The organism is Dendrosporobacter quercicolus (assembly GCF_900104455.1).
Taxonomy (GTDB): Bacteria; Bacillota; Negativicutes; order DSM-1736; family Dendrosporobacteraceae; genus Dendrosporobacter; species Dendrosporobacter quercicolus.
In genome coordinates this window covers 109,728-123,592 of record NZ_FNHB01000008.1, presented here as the reverse complement: position 1 = coordinate 123,592, position 13,865 = coordinate 109,728, and the positions used below count along the sequence as shown (strand labels likewise).

Sequence of the window (13,865 nt, the reverse complement as noted above, 5' to 3'; positions counted from 1 at the left end):
TATTTAGATATATTTATAATGTTTGGCCATCGGCTGTTTCACTTGCCTGAAAATTAAAAATCCGGCTTAAACGATTAAGCCGGATTGATAGTGTCTATTTATTAAGCTGACTTTGTAACATTGGCAGCTTGGGGACCACGAGCGCCTTCAACAATGTCAAACTCAACAGTTTGACCTTCGGTTAAAGTTTTAAAGCCTTGATCCTGAATAGCGGAGAAATGCACAAACACATCGCCACCATCTTCTCGCTCAATAAAACCATAACCTTTTTCTGCGCTAAACCATTTAACTTTACCAATCATTCTGAAACTCCTCCTAGAAAAATAAACTGGCGCACCATATTTCTGGGCCACATTAGTCAGTATAACACTTCTGGTTATAATTGTCAATCAATACCAGCTTATAATATTTTCGAAAGAAATAATTTGGTCCGGCTTTCCCGGGCATGGCTGAATATATCTTCCGGCGTCCCCTGTTCTACCAGGCGGCCTTCATCCATAAAAATCACCCGGTCGCCCACTTCCCGGGCAAAACCCATTTCATGCGTTACCACAACCATGGTCATGCCCTCACGGGCCAGAGTTTTCATTACTTCTAAAACTTCGTTGACCATTTCCGGGTCCAGGGCCGAAGTGGGTTCGTCGAACAGCATGATCTTCGGCCGCATGGCCAGCGCTCTGGCAATAGCGACCCGCTGCTGCTGCCCGCCTGACAACTGCTCCGGATAAGCTGCGGCCTTGTCGGCCAGACCGACCTTCGCCAGCAACTCCAGACCGGCTTGCTCAGCCTTATCCCTGGCGGTCTTACGCACCTTTACCGGCGCTAAGATCACATTTTCGAGCACCGACATATGCGGAAACAGGTTAAAGCGCTGAAATACCATGCCAACTTCTTCCCGGACTTTATTGATATTGGCCTGGCTGGTAAGCGGAATTCCATCCACCGCAATCTCGCCCTCGGTTGGCACTTCCAGATAATTGATACAGCGCAGCAGCGTACTTTTGCCGGAACCGCTGGGACCAATGACGACAACCACTTCTTTTTCCCGGACGCTGGCATTAATCCCTTTCAGCACATGCAAATCGCCAAATTTTTTATGAATATTTTTAATGCTTATCATCGGTTTTGTACCTCCGCTCCAAATAATCAACCAAGCGGGAAATGGTAAAGGTCATGATTAAATAGATAAACGCCACCGACAGCCAGATCTCAAACGAACCATAGGTGCGGGCAATAATTAACTGGCCGCGGCGGGTCAGCTCCTCAAAGCCGATCACCGACACCAGCGAAGAATCTTTCAGCATGGCAATAAATTCATTGCCTAAGGGCGGTATAATCCGTTTAAAGGCCTGCGGCATAATAATATACCGCATGGTCTGCCCCCAGGTCATCCCCAAAGAACGGCCTGCTTCCATCTGACCTCTGTCGATCGACTGAATTCCGGCCCGGAAAATCTCGGCGACATAAGCGCCGCTGTTGATACTGCAGGCGGTGATCGCGGCAATAAACGGATCAATTCTTGTCCCGACAATCATTGGCAAGGCAAAATAGATGATAAAAATCTGAACCAGTAACGGCGTTCCCCGGATAAAATCAACATAAGCCCGCGCCAAAAGCTTCACGGGCCAGCAGCTGGACAAACGGGCAATACCGACAAACATGCCGATCAATAAGCCAAAGCTCACACTCAGTACGGTAATCTGTATGGTTATGCCTGCTCCTGTTAATAACAGCGGAAAGGAACGGACAACTAAGTCTAAATCGAAATTCATTCACCTTCACCCTTAGAAATTAATAATTAACCACTTCTATTGAATCTTAATGCACATAATGATTATATGCACCTGGTATGGACCTGTCAACCCTTTATTGCGCCCATCAGGTAATGCACCGGCCGGACAGCGGCAAACAGGCTAAAAAAAGAGAAGCTTAAAGCGATAAATTTTACGCCTTAAGCTTCCGGCAAGCCAATTGAACCGTCTGCGGTAAGTCAGCACCTGCTGCTTGCCTGGGGACACTTGATTGAATAAGTATACTGAATACATGATTATTCAGGTTTTACGCCAAACCATTTTACATAGATTTTTTCATATTCCCCGTTTTGTTTTAGCTCATCAAGGGCTTTATTTATTTTTTCGTTCAGCTCCGTATTTTTCTTGGCGGTTGCAATTCCATAATCTTCCGAGGTCAGGCGTTCACCAACGCTTTTGGCTTCCTGGCCGCCGCTTTGCACCAGATAATACTCGTTCACCGGCATATCATTCACAACGGCATCAACACCGCCGGCTTTAAGTTCCATGATTGCTTCAGCGGCGCTGTTAAACTCGCGGACTTTGGCATCCGGTATTTTCTTTGCTTCCATCGAGCCGGTTGTACCGATCTGTACGGCGATATTTTTACCGGCAAGATCCTTAAAGCCCTTAATGCTGTCATCATCCTTTTTCACCAGTATGGTCAGACCGGATTTATAGTAGGGCTTGGAGAAATTGACTTTCTGCGCCCGCTCGCTGGTTATGGTCATACCCGATATGGCAATATCAATATTGCCTGAATCCAAAGCCGGAATCAATCCGTCAAAACTTTGATTTTGATATTGTACTTCGTAGCCCATTTGCTTGCCAATGGCTTTAATTAAATCAACGTCAAAACCGGTAAGCTCATTGGTTTTTTCATCCTGAAACTCAAATGGCGCAAAGGTAGCCTCCCCCGCAGCTCTTAACACTTTAGCCTGACCGGCCTGCTGCTGGCCGCCGCACCCGGTCAAACCAAGGGCCAATACAAGTATGCCCGCCAGAACAAACGCTATCGTCTTTTTCGACACAATAAGAACCTCCTAAAAAGTATGTATTTAATCTACTTATAATAATACATAGTTTATGTATTATTAATCAAGCATTTTTTATTGTAGTACAGTTGCCGCCACAAAAGTAAAAGCCCGGAAATCCGGGCGTTATTTACGGTCTTGCCTGTCAGGTCGGGTTTATTTGTTGGCGTTAAAACACTCGCGGCAATAAATAGGACGATCATTGCGCGGTTTAAAAGGTACCTCGGTAGTTATCCCACACTGTGCGCAAACAACTTCGTGCATTTCGCGCTGTGGATGACTTTCACCGCCTTCGCGGCTGCGTTTTCTGGAATCGCGGCAGCTCCGGCAGCGCGCCGGCTCGTTTTCAAAGCCTTTTTCTGCATAAAACTCTTGCTCACCCTCTGTGAAAACGAAATCCTCCCCACAGTCCTTGCACTTAAGAGTCTTGTCCTGGAAAGCCATTAAAGAAATCCCCTCACCTTTTGATTTTTAAGGACCACTGCTTAGCCGACCTGGTCTTTGACCCCACACCCGCCTGCTGGAAGTTTCGCTAATAGGAACTATCCCCTCACTACTTCTACTCTCGGGCAATATAATATGTACAAGATTCCCGGCAGGTCTTACCTCTAAGCCGCACCATGATCAGAGCCGCTTTTGGACTCCTTACGTGGATCGTTTCGCCTGCGACTGGCATCGACTTTCAACCACAGACCTAAGCAATAGGTTCTTACAGTAAATTATAGTTTTTATGTCCAGAAATTGCAAGGGAAAAAATAGGAAACAAGCCTTGCCTAGGAAGGGGCAAGGCTCTTAGCCGCCTTAATCAGGTATTGATAGGAGGTATATTGCGCAGCTAAACTTTTACTGGTAAGAAGACATAATTCATTAATAAACTTCAAATCCGCTTCCGATACCGGTATGGTGGTGAAGCTATAGATTAAATTGCCATACCCGGTCTCGTCAAACATCTTGCTAATTTCATTCATGGTAAAAAAACGTAAATGGGTCCGGTCCAGAATGCCGGCATCCTGGTAATTCCAAAATCCGTTCAGCATATCCCGAATGACGCTGAAATGCATAACATTGGGAATGCTGGCAATAATTTTGCCGTCCGGCCGCAGGTATTTGTGAACTTTTCTAAGGACCTGCCAGGGATCGGTCATATGTTCCAGGACATCGGCCATAATAATATAATCGAAAAATAATTCCGGGTAGCCAAGTTCAATTTTTTCCAGATCGCCAATGGTAACCTGGGCAAACAATTGCGCGCTTTTCGCTGCATTTTCGTTAAGCTCAATGCCGTATAAATCAACATCTTTAAATACATGCTTTAATTTCAGCAATATGCCGCCGCAGGCGCAGCCGACTTCCAGCACCCGCATTGTCCGGTCCGGCACCGCATCCAGCAGGTTGACGATTTCGTTGCGGATAAAAGTAGAATAAGTGGGATTAAAGCCCCATTTGGTTTCAAATTTCTTGGCATTGTCCCGCAATAGGCGGACAAATAAATCATTGTTGGATTTAAAGGAGATACTGCCAAAATGATGGATAAACGTATCCCGGCATAAAATTAAGCGGTAACCGGCCAGCCTGATACGCAGGGAATAGTCGTCATCCTCGTAATTGCCCGGTGTAAACAGCTCGTCTAACAGCCCAACCTCATCAATGACCTGTCTTTTGATTAACAGGCAGAAACCTACCAGTTTCAAGCGTTCTTCCCATTTTGCCGGATCAGAGACATTATACTCCCTGGCAAACTGCTGCATCTCTTCCGTACATTTATAGTTGACCGGAACTGACTGGGAATAAGAACAATTATTGGTTACCGCGCCCACCGCGCCGACCGACTCACTGCTGTATAAACAGGTGGTCAGATTGCTCAGCCAATTGGCAGTAACAATGGTATCGTTATTCAGCAATAAAATACTGTCCCCCGCTGCAATCTCAATCCCCTGGTTACAGCCCTTGGGAAAGCCTTCATTGTTACTATTCAAAATACTGCGGATATCCGGTTGCTCTTTCAGCCATTCTACCGTGCCATCAGTTGAATGATTATCAACCACAATGATCTCATACGTGCCGGACGCTGTATATTCCCTGATGCTGTCAATACAGGTCTGGGTATGAGCAAGCTTGTTATAAGTCAACATGACGATGCTTGTTAACATACCATCTTCCTTTCTTACAACAATAATCCGTCTTTCCCTGGTAAGCGACAAGAACAAACAATTACTATATACTATTCATACCTATGCCAATAAGTGCGGCGGATATGCCTGTTTGCGGCAGACAAAAAGCCGACGGGATGCCTCCCCCTTTGTCTTGAGACAAAAGGAGCATCCCGTCGGCCGGAACACCGCCCATCCGGTAATTAAACCGCTTTTGAAACCAATTCCTTAGTTTCAAGAATGCTGCCGTCAATGCCAATGATGACGGTCTGAAAAGGTATCTGTCTGCCGCTGCTGACCAGCGCCGCAAGGGCCGCATTGGCCAGGCCGCTGCAGCAGGGCTTTTCCATGCGCAGCACAGTTACACTCTGAATGCTGTTGAGCTGGAAAATCTGGCCAAGCTTATCGGCATAATTTCCTTCATCAAGCTTCGGACAGCCGATTAAGGTAATTTTCCCCGGCATAAAATCCCGGTGAATATTGGCATAGGCATAAGCCGTACAATCGGCCGCAATCAGAACATCCGCCCGGTCAAAATAAGCGGCGGCCGGCGGCACAAGCTTAATCTGGCAAGGCCATTGCTGCAGCTGCGATGCCACCGGCTGGGCTTGCTCCGCCGCAGCAGCCGGTCTTTTGCGCTCAATCAGATTGGCAACAGTGCCCGGGCAGCGGAATTCTCCCGCCATTGCCGCCGGCGCAACCGTCTGCTCCGCCGGCTGCTCTTCCAGAATAATGGCTCCATTGGGGCAGACCGGCAGGCACATGCCCACCCCGTCACACTGGGCGGGAGCGACCAGCTTCGCCTTGCCATCCACCAGCTGCAAAGCCCCCTGGTGGCAGGCCTGGATGCACAGCCCGCAGCCAACACATTTATTTTCATCTATTTTACTAAGCTTTTTCATTAACATTGATTTCGCCTCCTTATGGCTTTATAACTTCATTATACAGAAAGCTGGTCAATGTTGCTGTGATTCAGGTCACACCAAAAACGACATAAAAAACCGCTTGACAAATGCGTCAAACGGTCAAAAAACATTACGCATAAACATCCATTGCGGGCTGGTTACGATAGGCCGGATTGAAATAGTATCCGTCCGACTGCTTCAAAATGGTTTCCACAACATCGGATACCGCCGGTCCCAGATATTTTTTGTCCAGCAGCAGCTTGCGCACCCCCTCCGGGTCGCCGGCAATCTTTTCGGCAAAGGTATGCTCATCAAATTTAAGTTCGCCGGTATAGCGGTTCAAGCTCAGGCCCATTTCGGCGAAAGCGTCCGCATGCTCGCCTGTCAATAACTCTTTCACCTTGTCCAGCAGCGCCCGGCCTTCATTCGACAGCCGGTCGGAATCGGCCAGCGTTTGATTCAGCTGCCGATAGCTTTTGCACAATTCCCGCACCGCACTTCTGGCGAAGGTTTGAAACGCCGAGCCATTCTTATCCTGGCTGTACATTGTCGCCAACAGTCCGCTGGCCCCAAATGCCTTAAGCTTGGCTTCAACCCCGGTCGCCGCGCTTTGCAGGTCTCTGCTCTGCTTCCTGATGCTCTCCCGTTCAGCGGAAGCCCGGGCAAGTTCCGCACTGCACAAGGCAGTCTGACTTGTTCCGACGGTCATGCTCATCTTCCCCGCCACCTCATTTTTTATAGTCGAGACGAACGCCGACAGGCCCGCCCGCTCCATACCCGTCATAAGCCTGAGACACCGTCTGCTGGTATTTCATCCGGCTTAACGCGGCCTGCAGCCGCTGGGTGATCCGGGTATTTCCCCGGCCGACCTCGGCCAGCAGTTCCCGCCCCTCAGGCGTTGACAGCCACTTATCCGGGTTCGCGCTTATTTGGGCCTGCAATCTTTCCCGCTGCTCCAGCAGGTCGAAGAACAGTTCGTCCCCATCCTGGCCGACAAACCGCTCCATCTCTCTGGTTAAAAACAAATAATCCGACCATAGCTGCTGTGAAGCCGCCATACTGCTCACTCCCTAGGAATTATTGCCCAATTGCTGGCTGAGCCACGCACTTTGCTGATTCATGTTACTAATGGCTGTTTCCATGGCATTAAACTGTTTATAATAACGGGCCTCTATCATTTCCAGCTGGCTGTTCAGGGAAGTAAGACGCTTATTATAATTGGTCAGGCTCTTCGCAAGATTGCTGCTGGTATCCGTAATATTGGGCTTGCCGGCTTCTGTCTGCAGCTGCGTCAATACTTTATCCAGCTGGGCGTAAATACGGTTGGCCACGCCTTTGGACTCATTGGTATCGCCGCCAAGTGTGCCAAAAATCTTATAGACAATATCGGGGTCTGCTTCCAGGGCTTCTTTCAGGTCATCCTCATCAATCTTAATCTTGCCGCCATTGCTGACAGCGCTGGTAATGACGCCGTCCTCACTGACATAACTGCCGGTATTAATGCCCAGACTGCTGGCGCTGGTATATTTGCCGGTAATACCCTGAACCGGGTTAACAAAATTCAGTCTCAGCCCGCTCAGCAGGGAGGACAAAATAGAGTCCCGTTTGAGCATCCCGCTCTTGGCCTTAGCTTCCCAGGCGGTTATTTCCGTATCCTTCATCTCGGCCTTTTGCTCATCGGTCAGCGGCGTAAAGTCCCGGTAGCGTTCCTCGTTCAGCTCGGTATTGATCACGTCGATCAGCGCATTATAATCATCAACAAACGATTTGAGGGTAGCGATCGCTTTCTCATTATCCTGCTTGACTGCGACAGATGTGGCGGTATAAGTATCCTCAGCCGTCTTGGCACTTACACCCTTAAGGGTGTAAGTCACCCCGGAAACGGTAAAGGTATTGGAGGCTTGCGTCAGGTCTACCCCGTCCAGCGTAAATTCGGCATTTTGGCCGGTTCTGGCGGTAGTGAGGTCCTCATCGGTAACCAGCTTTAAAGAATCGCGCAAAAAGGCCCAGCCGTCCGAATCACCATCGGTGCCGGTAAAGTCAATCTTAGCCAAGGTTCCTGTAGAAGTGGTATTTAGAAAGAACCGGTCCAGCGTGGCATCATAGCTTGCTTTTACACCAGCGCCGGCATTGTTGATTTTTTGCACAACATCATTGATGCTGGCTGTCTGCGGATTGACGGAGATCGTTTTACCGTTAATCTTGAACTCCAGACTGGTCACGTCATCGCCCAGCCCGAACTGCTCTTTTAACGTATTCTTGGAAGATCCGGTAGTAATATTACCGCTGCTGGTCAGCTTAACACCATCGGCCAGCTGTTTAACCACAAAAGAATGCTCAATATTCGAAGCCTCGCCATTGGCAACGGCAGTAACCACCGCATCATTAGAGGAGGTCACCTGCTTGGGCGAAAGCGTCGACTGCAGGCGGAAAGTGTTCAACGTATTATTGCGGAAATCGTCAACCAACGTATAAATGGTATTATAATCCTTCTTTTTCCATTCGGCCTGCGTTTTTTGCTGCTGAACCTTCTCATATCTGGTTCGCTGCGCTTTCATCATATCTTTGACAAGCTGGTCAACATCCATGCCTGAGCCGCTTAAGCCGTAGGTCCGTATTGCCATCGTAAATCCACTCCCATTCTATCAATTTGCCGGTAATTATGACAGCTGCCGGCGGTTTTTCACACATTTTAACATATTCTCTTATATTTTATCGACAAAAAACAGCCAAACCTTAAGCCGGTTTGGCTGTTTTAAATAAATTTCACAAAATATTTATAGCTGATGCTATACATGCTTCCAACGCAGGGGAGTGCCTTGCTTCAGGTCGCAAACTACCGGCTTCCCCAACACTACATCCCAATACTTGGGCGGCAGGCCCAGACCAGGGCGGATAATACGAAGGTTTTCCGGAGTTAACGCCTCTCCGGCTTTGATATCCTGAGCTATATACAATGACCGGCGATGCATCAACGACTGCGCCTCCGCGGCCGACGGGCCATAATGAATACGCCCCAGCGCCTGATGCGCCCGTTCGGCCTCCTCAGCCAGCTGCTTCAATTCGGCTGGTTCCAGTGAAAATGCCGAATCAACCCCGCCGTCGGCTCTGGCAAGTGTAAAGTGCTTCTCAATAAACGACGCTCCCAAGGGCACCGCCGCTACGGCCACACCAATTCCCAGGGAATGATCGGACAGACCGGTGACACAATCAAAGCTTGCCCGCAGATGGGGAATGGTCAATAAATCCGAATTGACCGGACTGGACGGATAAGTGCTGGTGCACTTTAATAAAACCAATTGGTCATTGCCGGCACTCCTGGCTGTTCTGACAGCCTCATCAATCTCAGCCAGAGTGGCCATACCAGTTGATAGAATCAGCGGTTTACCTGTCAAAGCGACCCTACGGATGAGCGGCAGATCAGTAACTTCAAATGAAGCAATCTTATAACAGGGTACAGCCAGTTCCTCTAAAAAATCCACGGCAGTCTCATCAAAAGGACTGCTGAAGCCTACTATACCATGTTCCCGGCAACGGTCGAAAATTGGCTTATGCCAGCCCCAAGGCGTATAGGCTTGACTGTAAAGATCGTATAATGACCTGCCGCTCCATAAGCTTTGCGGGTCTTCCACCATGAAGGCCCCGTCCCGGCAGTTGAGAGTCATAGTGTCGGCCGTATAGGTCTGCAATTTCACCGCCTGCACCCCGGCTGCGGCTGCGGCGTCTACAATAGCTAAAGCCCGCTCCAGAGAATGATTGTGATTGCCGGACATTTCAGCGGCAATGAACGGACGATATCTGGAGCCTACAAAAAAACCACCAATCTTCACCGCTTGCATAAGTGCGGCTCCCTCCTTCGAAATAAACTGGCTAAAGCATCATCCAACGCATTTAAAGAAACAATTTGCTGCTCGGCCTGATATTCTTCCGGAATTTCAACAGAACGGTGCTGCCCTGTCAATACCCGGATAGTGCGAAAGCCCAGCGGCTTAATTCCTATAAAATCTTTGCGGGGATTGTCGGCAACATAAACCACCTGTGCCGGTTCAACCTTCTCCCATGCACAAATTCGCGTAAAACAATAAGGCGATGGTTTGGCATGATGAACGCCAAACCGGTGCGTAATCAAGTACCTGTCAACCAACGCCGGCAAACCGAGCGCTATTATTTTATTATATTGCACCACTTTATTGCCGTCTGTCACAATATACAATGGGTAGGCCTTAAACCGGGCCAGACAGGCAACCGCTTCCGGGTATAACTGAATGGCCGGTTTATGCAACCGGTAAGCCGTTAAACAGCGTCGCACATTCCGCCGTGAGTAACTGCCAAAATGCAATAATAAATCATCAAAAATCCGGCCCCGGCCCCCGGCCAGCCGGGTTTGCATAAAAGCATAGGTTTCCGCAAAACCAGCCAGCTTCTCCTGTTCCAAAAACCTGGCAACTGCTGCAAAGCCGCTATCTACATAAGTCAGCTCATCATAAAGCGTATCATCTAAATCAAATGCCAATATAGTTTTCATTCATCCACTTCCATAACCAAATCCTGCGGATAACGGACTTGTCTTAATTCCTTTTCCCTACACTTAAACGGATATTGCCGCAAATCTTCTCCGCGGCTCTCTAACAAAAACCAGTACAAACTATCCAGTCCTGCGGCAATGCTCAAGGTTGATGCGCCGCCAAAACGGGCGTTGCATTCTATCACGACAATTTTATTCGTCCCATCAACAAGCACCTGTAAAACAACATGCCCGTACAAGCCTAGCTGTTCAATATACTCAGTGCATTTTTTTCCCAAAACCGCATCATTGACTGTTGTGGTTACCTGAGATTCGCCATTTACCACAACATCCCTTGTCCGGCAGACCGCACCTTTTACCCTGCCGGATTGATCGACATAGGCGTCAACACTGTATTCCTTTCCACTGACGAAAGGCTGAAAAACAGGCTGTTCCATTTTCCTAGCCCATACCTCAGCCTCCCGCTGCGATAACTTTAGCCCCAGTTGGCGCGATCCAGCTCCGTACCGCTCTTTAACCACATACCAGTCTGCATTCAAACCGTCCGGCTTCAGCCTGGTTTCAATCGCAGGAATATCCAACGCCCGGCAATGCTCGTAAAATGCCAACTTATCCAGTGAACCCGCTGTGGGCTCCACTCCTGCCGCCATGACTGCGATCCCATGACTGTGCAGCCATGCCTTACGCTCACTCCAGAAAAGTAATTCTCCGTCACGAGTGGGAATGATATAGCGCACATCACGGCACTGTAAACCAGCAAGCAGCTTTTGATTCGTAATCGCAGAAAGCAGCGGCATCTGCCAGAAATCATCAGCGAAATACTTTGCCGAACATTTCGCGTCACAGTCTGCGGCAATTACCTTGCCATTGCCGCAGAGCTTGTCCATTGCCTGCCTGACTGCCTGTAATAAGGGAATTTTTCTTGCGGCACTGGAAACCAGAATGTTGCCTTGCTTTCCCGCACATCCCATTTGCATTAATATGTCCACCACTTTCTCTGTCCCGTTATGTGGCACAATCACCCGTGCCTTGTGCGACATTTCAGCCAATAACCTAGGAACAGCAATAAACTGCTTGATTGACGCCCTAATCATCCGGCAGTCAACTTCAGAGTGCTTTCCTAAATAGCAGATGGCTCCTGCCCGCTCCAAAGCACGCGAAGCTTCCACCTGGTTATCGGCAACGCTAATCACAATTGACGGCAATCCTAAATAACAGCGCTCCCACAATGCAGTGCCACCCGCCCCGATTGCCAGATCAGCCAGGTTCATGCGTTCAGCCATATTTGACACCTGGCAGAAAAGCTCTACCTCTGGCAGCGATAAGCACAACCGGCGGATCTCTTCTTTATTAGGATTCGCCGCTCCAACAATTACTTCAACGCGAAACCGGCGATCCTCCCAGCCTGCCAACGCCTTTAAGATCTTTCCAGTCTCATTTGTAGGATCGCTGCCGCCGAAAAATATCTGGACCCGCCTGACTTCTTCGGCAGTGCGTATTCTGCCGGCAACAAGTGAGAATTCCTCCCGCAACAATGCATACTCGGGACCCAGCAGCAGTTTTGTCGCTGATGAGGTTAAGTTACTATACCGGTCTAAAGCCTGCCCATAATTTGCATCCAAAAGCAAATCACACGTATGCCTTCTGTTCGCTAAATCATCGATAACCATCACTTTTCCCACACACGGCCGTATTGTGCTTTCCCAACACGCATCCAGCCGGTAATGGTCGGCAATCAGCCAGTCTACCGGTACTGGCATGCTGTTCAATACCTGCTTTGTCACTATAGCATCTGAGAAAAAGGGGGGATTTGTATCGGCAATTTCCAGCAAAAAAACCGGAAATCCTCGCAGTTTTGCCAACCCAGCAACGTTTCCCGGCAAATTGCGGCAGATAAAAACAATTTTATTTCCGGCAGCCCGCAAACTTTCGGCCAAAGTCAAGCAACGCATCATATGACCTGTGCCAATTTGGACGGAGGAATCGGTGCGTATTGCAATTTGCATAGGTATCACCTGCTTGTAGAATTACAATATATTCATATCAATATTTCCATTTAAGTACGTTCACACCTCAACATACTTTCCGCGAAATTAGTCTCACCTTCTAAACAGGAACCCTAAAATAAAGAGATGTTGAAATATGTGCTATCACGTAATAGCATTTTACTAAAAATATCAAAATAAACTTACCGCCGCCATACAACCTAAGCTCAATTTACTCTTCATAGCGAAGCAATACTGGCCGCAACTCGCGCCATGTCATATGAAATTGCTCATAACTTAGGTTCCTAATCTCCTTGCCGAGAATAAGTTTCATATTTTGAACAGCATCCAAATATCCCGGATAAAGAGTCGCTGCTCTGTGGAAATAATGTAATGCTTCCTTCATTTCTCCACTAACCGCCAACAGCACCCCCAAATTATTACAGGCAGCACCATGATCCCCATCTATTTCTAGTACTTGAGCAAAATTTGCTTTCGCTTTTTCCCAGCTCTTCTGCTTTACATTATATAAACCCAGTAAAAAATGTCCGGCCATTAACAACGGATTACGGCAAAGGGCTTGCTCTATAAAAGGTAATCCAATATCGCATTTATCCAGCTGCAACAATATCCCTGCGTAATTAACTGCATTGATTTCCCAACTCAAATTCCGCCGAAAAATTGCTTTCTCAATTTCTGAATACCTATATTGCTTTAATACAGCTAGTTCGCCGCCCCTCATAACAGTTATCGTTTTTGAGGTATTACACTGATGTCGGCGTACTAAGACTAATGGTGTATCCACATACCCAAAAGCTCCTCGCAGTGACAAACGCAACCATAAATCCCAATCCTCGGCAAAATGAAGATGGGGATTAAACCCGCCAACTTCCAATAAAGCATCCCTGCGCACCAAAGCCCCAGAGACAGTAATAATGTGATTTCGCAAGATAAAGTAGCCAAATAGCTCGTGAGGTAAAACCTGTTTCCAACGAAAAACCCCACCTATTTTCTTTCCGTCCTGATCAATTTGCTGGTAGGCACTATGAATCAAAATCACCTTTTCAAAACCCGTATTTTCAAGTTGCTTCACACGATTCAATTGCTCTGACAGTAATTGCAAGGAAGCAACATCATCCCCATCCATGAATAAAATCCAATCGTTTTTTGCTATTTGGACACCATAGTTTCTTGCTGCGGAAACCCCCTGCTTTGAAGAAAATCGATGTAATTTCACCCTGGAATCACGTGATGCTATCTGTTCGACAATTTGACAAGTACCATCCGTACTTGCATCATCAACAACAATAATTTCGTCAAGCGCTTCTTCTTGCCGCAATAAACTGTCAAGAGTTTCGCAAATATAGGAAACCGCATTATGGATGGGGACAACAGCAGAAGAAAGCATACCTGTATTTATTCCATTTACTACTTTATTTTTTTGTTTATCCATTTATATGCTCCAGTTCAAAGGAA

14 protein-coding genes are annotated in these 13,865 nt (G+C 47.8%); all 14 read right to left on the bottom strand.

Annotated features, from left to right (window positions below):
* Positions 1-101: 101 nt before the first annotated feature.
* Entirely contained in the window at positions 102-302 is a 201-nt protein-coding gene (locus tag BLR06_RS14635) for a cold shock domain-containing protein (RefSeq protein WP_092074341.1), read from the bottom strand.
* 98 nt (positions 303-400) lie between these two features.
* Positions 401-1,120, bottom strand: a complete 720-nt coding sequence (locus BLR06_RS14630) for an amino acid ABC transporter ATP-binding protein (protein WP_092074340.1) — start codon at positions 1,118-1,120, stop codon at positions 401-403.
* Complete coding sequence (locus BLR06_RS14625; RefSeq protein ID WP_092074339.1) at positions 1,107-1,772, bottom strand: amino acid ABC transporter permease; 666 nt, start codon at positions 1,770-1,772, stop codon at positions 1,107-1,109. Before BLR06_RS14625 ends, BLR06_RS14630 begins: the two co-directional genes overlap by 14 nt.
* A gap of 275 nt (positions 1,773-2,047) precedes the next feature.
* Positions 2,048-2,821: a basic amino acid ABC transporter substrate-binding protein gene (locus BLR06_RS14620; protein ID WP_092074338.1), complete on the bottom strand. Its 774-nt coding sequence runs from the start codon at positions 2,819-2,821 to the stop codon at positions 2,048-2,050.
* A gap of 159 nt (positions 2,822-2,980) precedes the next feature.
* Entirely contained in the window at positions 2,981-3,268 is a 288-nt protein-coding gene (locus BLR06_RS14615) for a zinc-ribbon domain containing protein (RefSeq protein ID WP_092074337.1), read from the bottom strand.
* Between the two features lie 329 nt (positions 3,269-3,597).
* Entirely contained in the window at positions 3,598-4,974 is a 1,377-nt protein-coding gene (locus BLR06_RS14610) for a glycosyltransferase (RefSeq protein ID WP_092074336.1), read from the bottom strand.
* A gap of 203 nt (positions 4,975-5,177) precedes the next feature.
* A complete protein-coding gene (locus tag BLR06_RS14605; protein ID WP_092074335.1) occupies positions 5,178-5,882 on the bottom strand; it encodes an ATP-binding protein in 705 nt (234 codons plus the stop codon).
* Between the two features lie 127 nt (positions 5,883-6,009).
* Positions 6,010-6,594 (bottom strand): flagellar filament capping protein FliD, encoded by a 585-nt coding sequence (gene fliD, locus BLR06_RS14600; RefSeq protein WP_092074334.1) that lies wholly within the window; start codon positions 6,592-6,594, stop codon positions 6,010-6,012.
* Positions 6,595-6,607: 13 nt separating this feature from the next.
* Positions 6,608-6,937, bottom strand: coding sequence for a hypothetical protein (locus BLR06_RS14595; RefSeq protein ID WP_092074333.1), 330 nt, complete (start codon positions 6,935-6,937; stop codon positions 6,608-6,610).
* A 12-nt stretch (positions 6,938-6,949) separates the two neighbouring features.
* On the bottom strand, positions 6,950-8,503 hold the full coding sequence (fliD, locus tag BLR06_RS14590; RefSeq protein WP_092074332.1) for a flagellar filament capping protein FliD: 1,554 nt from the start codon (positions 8,501-8,503) through the stop codon (positions 6,950-6,952).
* Positions 8,504-8,668: 165 nt separating this feature from the next.
* Complete coding sequence (pseI, locus tag BLR06_RS14585; protein WP_092074331.1) at positions 8,669-9,718, bottom strand: pseudaminic acid synthase; 1,050 nt, start codon at positions 9,716-9,718, stop codon at positions 8,669-8,671.
* Positions 9,706-10,404 (bottom strand): HAD family hydrolase, encoded by a 699-nt coding sequence (locus BLR06_RS14580; RefSeq protein ID WP_092074330.1) that lies wholly within the window; start codon positions 10,402-10,404, stop codon positions 9,706-9,708. Before BLR06_RS14580 ends, pseI begins: the two co-directional genes overlap by 13 nt.
* Positions 10,401-12,410: a UDP-2,4-diacetamido-2,4,6-trideoxy-beta-L-altropyranose hydrolase gene (gene pseG, locus BLR06_RS14575; protein WP_092074329.1), complete on the bottom strand. Its 2,010-nt coding sequence runs from the start codon at positions 12,408-12,410 to the stop codon at positions 10,401-10,403. Before pseG ends, BLR06_RS14580 begins: the two co-directional genes overlap by 4 nt.
* A 211-nt stretch (positions 12,411-12,621) precedes the next feature.
* Positions 12,622-13,842 carry a glycosyltransferase gene (locus BLR06_RS14570; RefSeq protein WP_092074328.1) on the bottom strand — a complete coding sequence of 407 codons (1,221 nt, stop codon included), beginning with the start codon at positions 13,840-13,842 and terminating at the stop codon, positions 12,622-12,624.
* Between the last annotated feature and the right edge of the window lie 23 nt (positions 13,843-13,865).

Excerpts from the sequence above, each read along its gene's own strand:
- BLR06_RS14580 (WP_092074330.1), bottom strand. The coding sequence starts at position 10,404 with ATGAAAACTATATTGGCATTTGATTTAGATGATACGCTTTATGATGAG.
- BLR06_RS14605 (WP_092074335.1), bottom strand. The coding sequence starts at position 5,882 with ATGTTAATGAAAAAGCTTAGTAAAATAGATGAAAATAAATGTGTTGGC.
- pseI (WP_092074331.1), bottom strand. The coding sequence starts at position 9,718 with ATGCAAGCGGTGAAGATTGGTGGTTTTTTTGTAGGCTCCAGATATCGT.
- pseG (WP_092074329.1), bottom strand. The coding sequence starts at position 12,410 with ATGCAAATTGCAATACGCACCGATTCCTCCGTCCAAATTGGCACAGGT.
- fliD (WP_092074334.1), bottom strand. The coding sequence starts at position 6,594 with ATGAGCATGACCGTCGGAACAAGTCAGACTGCCTTGTGCAGTGCGGAA.
- BLR06_RS14570 (WP_092074328.1), bottom strand. The coding sequence starts at position 13,842 with ATGGATAAACAAAAAAATAAAGTAGTAAATGGAATAAATACAGGTATG.
- BLR06_RS14635 (WP_092074341.1), bottom strand. The coding sequence starts at position 302 with ATGATTGGTAAAGTTAAATGGTTTAGCGCAGAAAAAGGTTATGGTTTT.
- BLR06_RS14610 (WP_092074336.1), bottom strand. The coding sequence starts at position 4,974 with ATGTTAACAAGCATCGTCATGTTGACTTATAACAAGCTTGCTCATACC.
- BLR06_RS14595 (WP_092074333.1), bottom strand. The coding sequence starts at position 6,937 with ATGGCGGCTTCACAGCAGCTATGGTCGGATTATTTGTTTTTAACCAGA.
- fliD (WP_092074332.1), bottom strand. The coding sequence starts at position 8,503 with ATGGCAATACGGACCTACGGCTTAAGCGGCTCAGGCATGGATGTTGAC.
- BLR06_RS14625 (WP_092074339.1), bottom strand. The coding sequence starts at position 1,772 with ATGAATTTCGATTTAGACTTAGTTGTCCGTTCCTTTCCGCTGTTATTA.
- BLR06_RS14615 (WP_092074337.1), bottom strand. The coding sequence starts at position 3,268 with ATGGCTTTCCAGGACAAGACTCTTAAGTGCAAGGACTGTGGGGAGGAT.
- BLR06_RS14630 (WP_092074340.1), bottom strand. The coding sequence starts at position 1,120 with ATGATAAGCATTAAAAATATTCATAAAAAATTTGGCGATTTGCATGTG.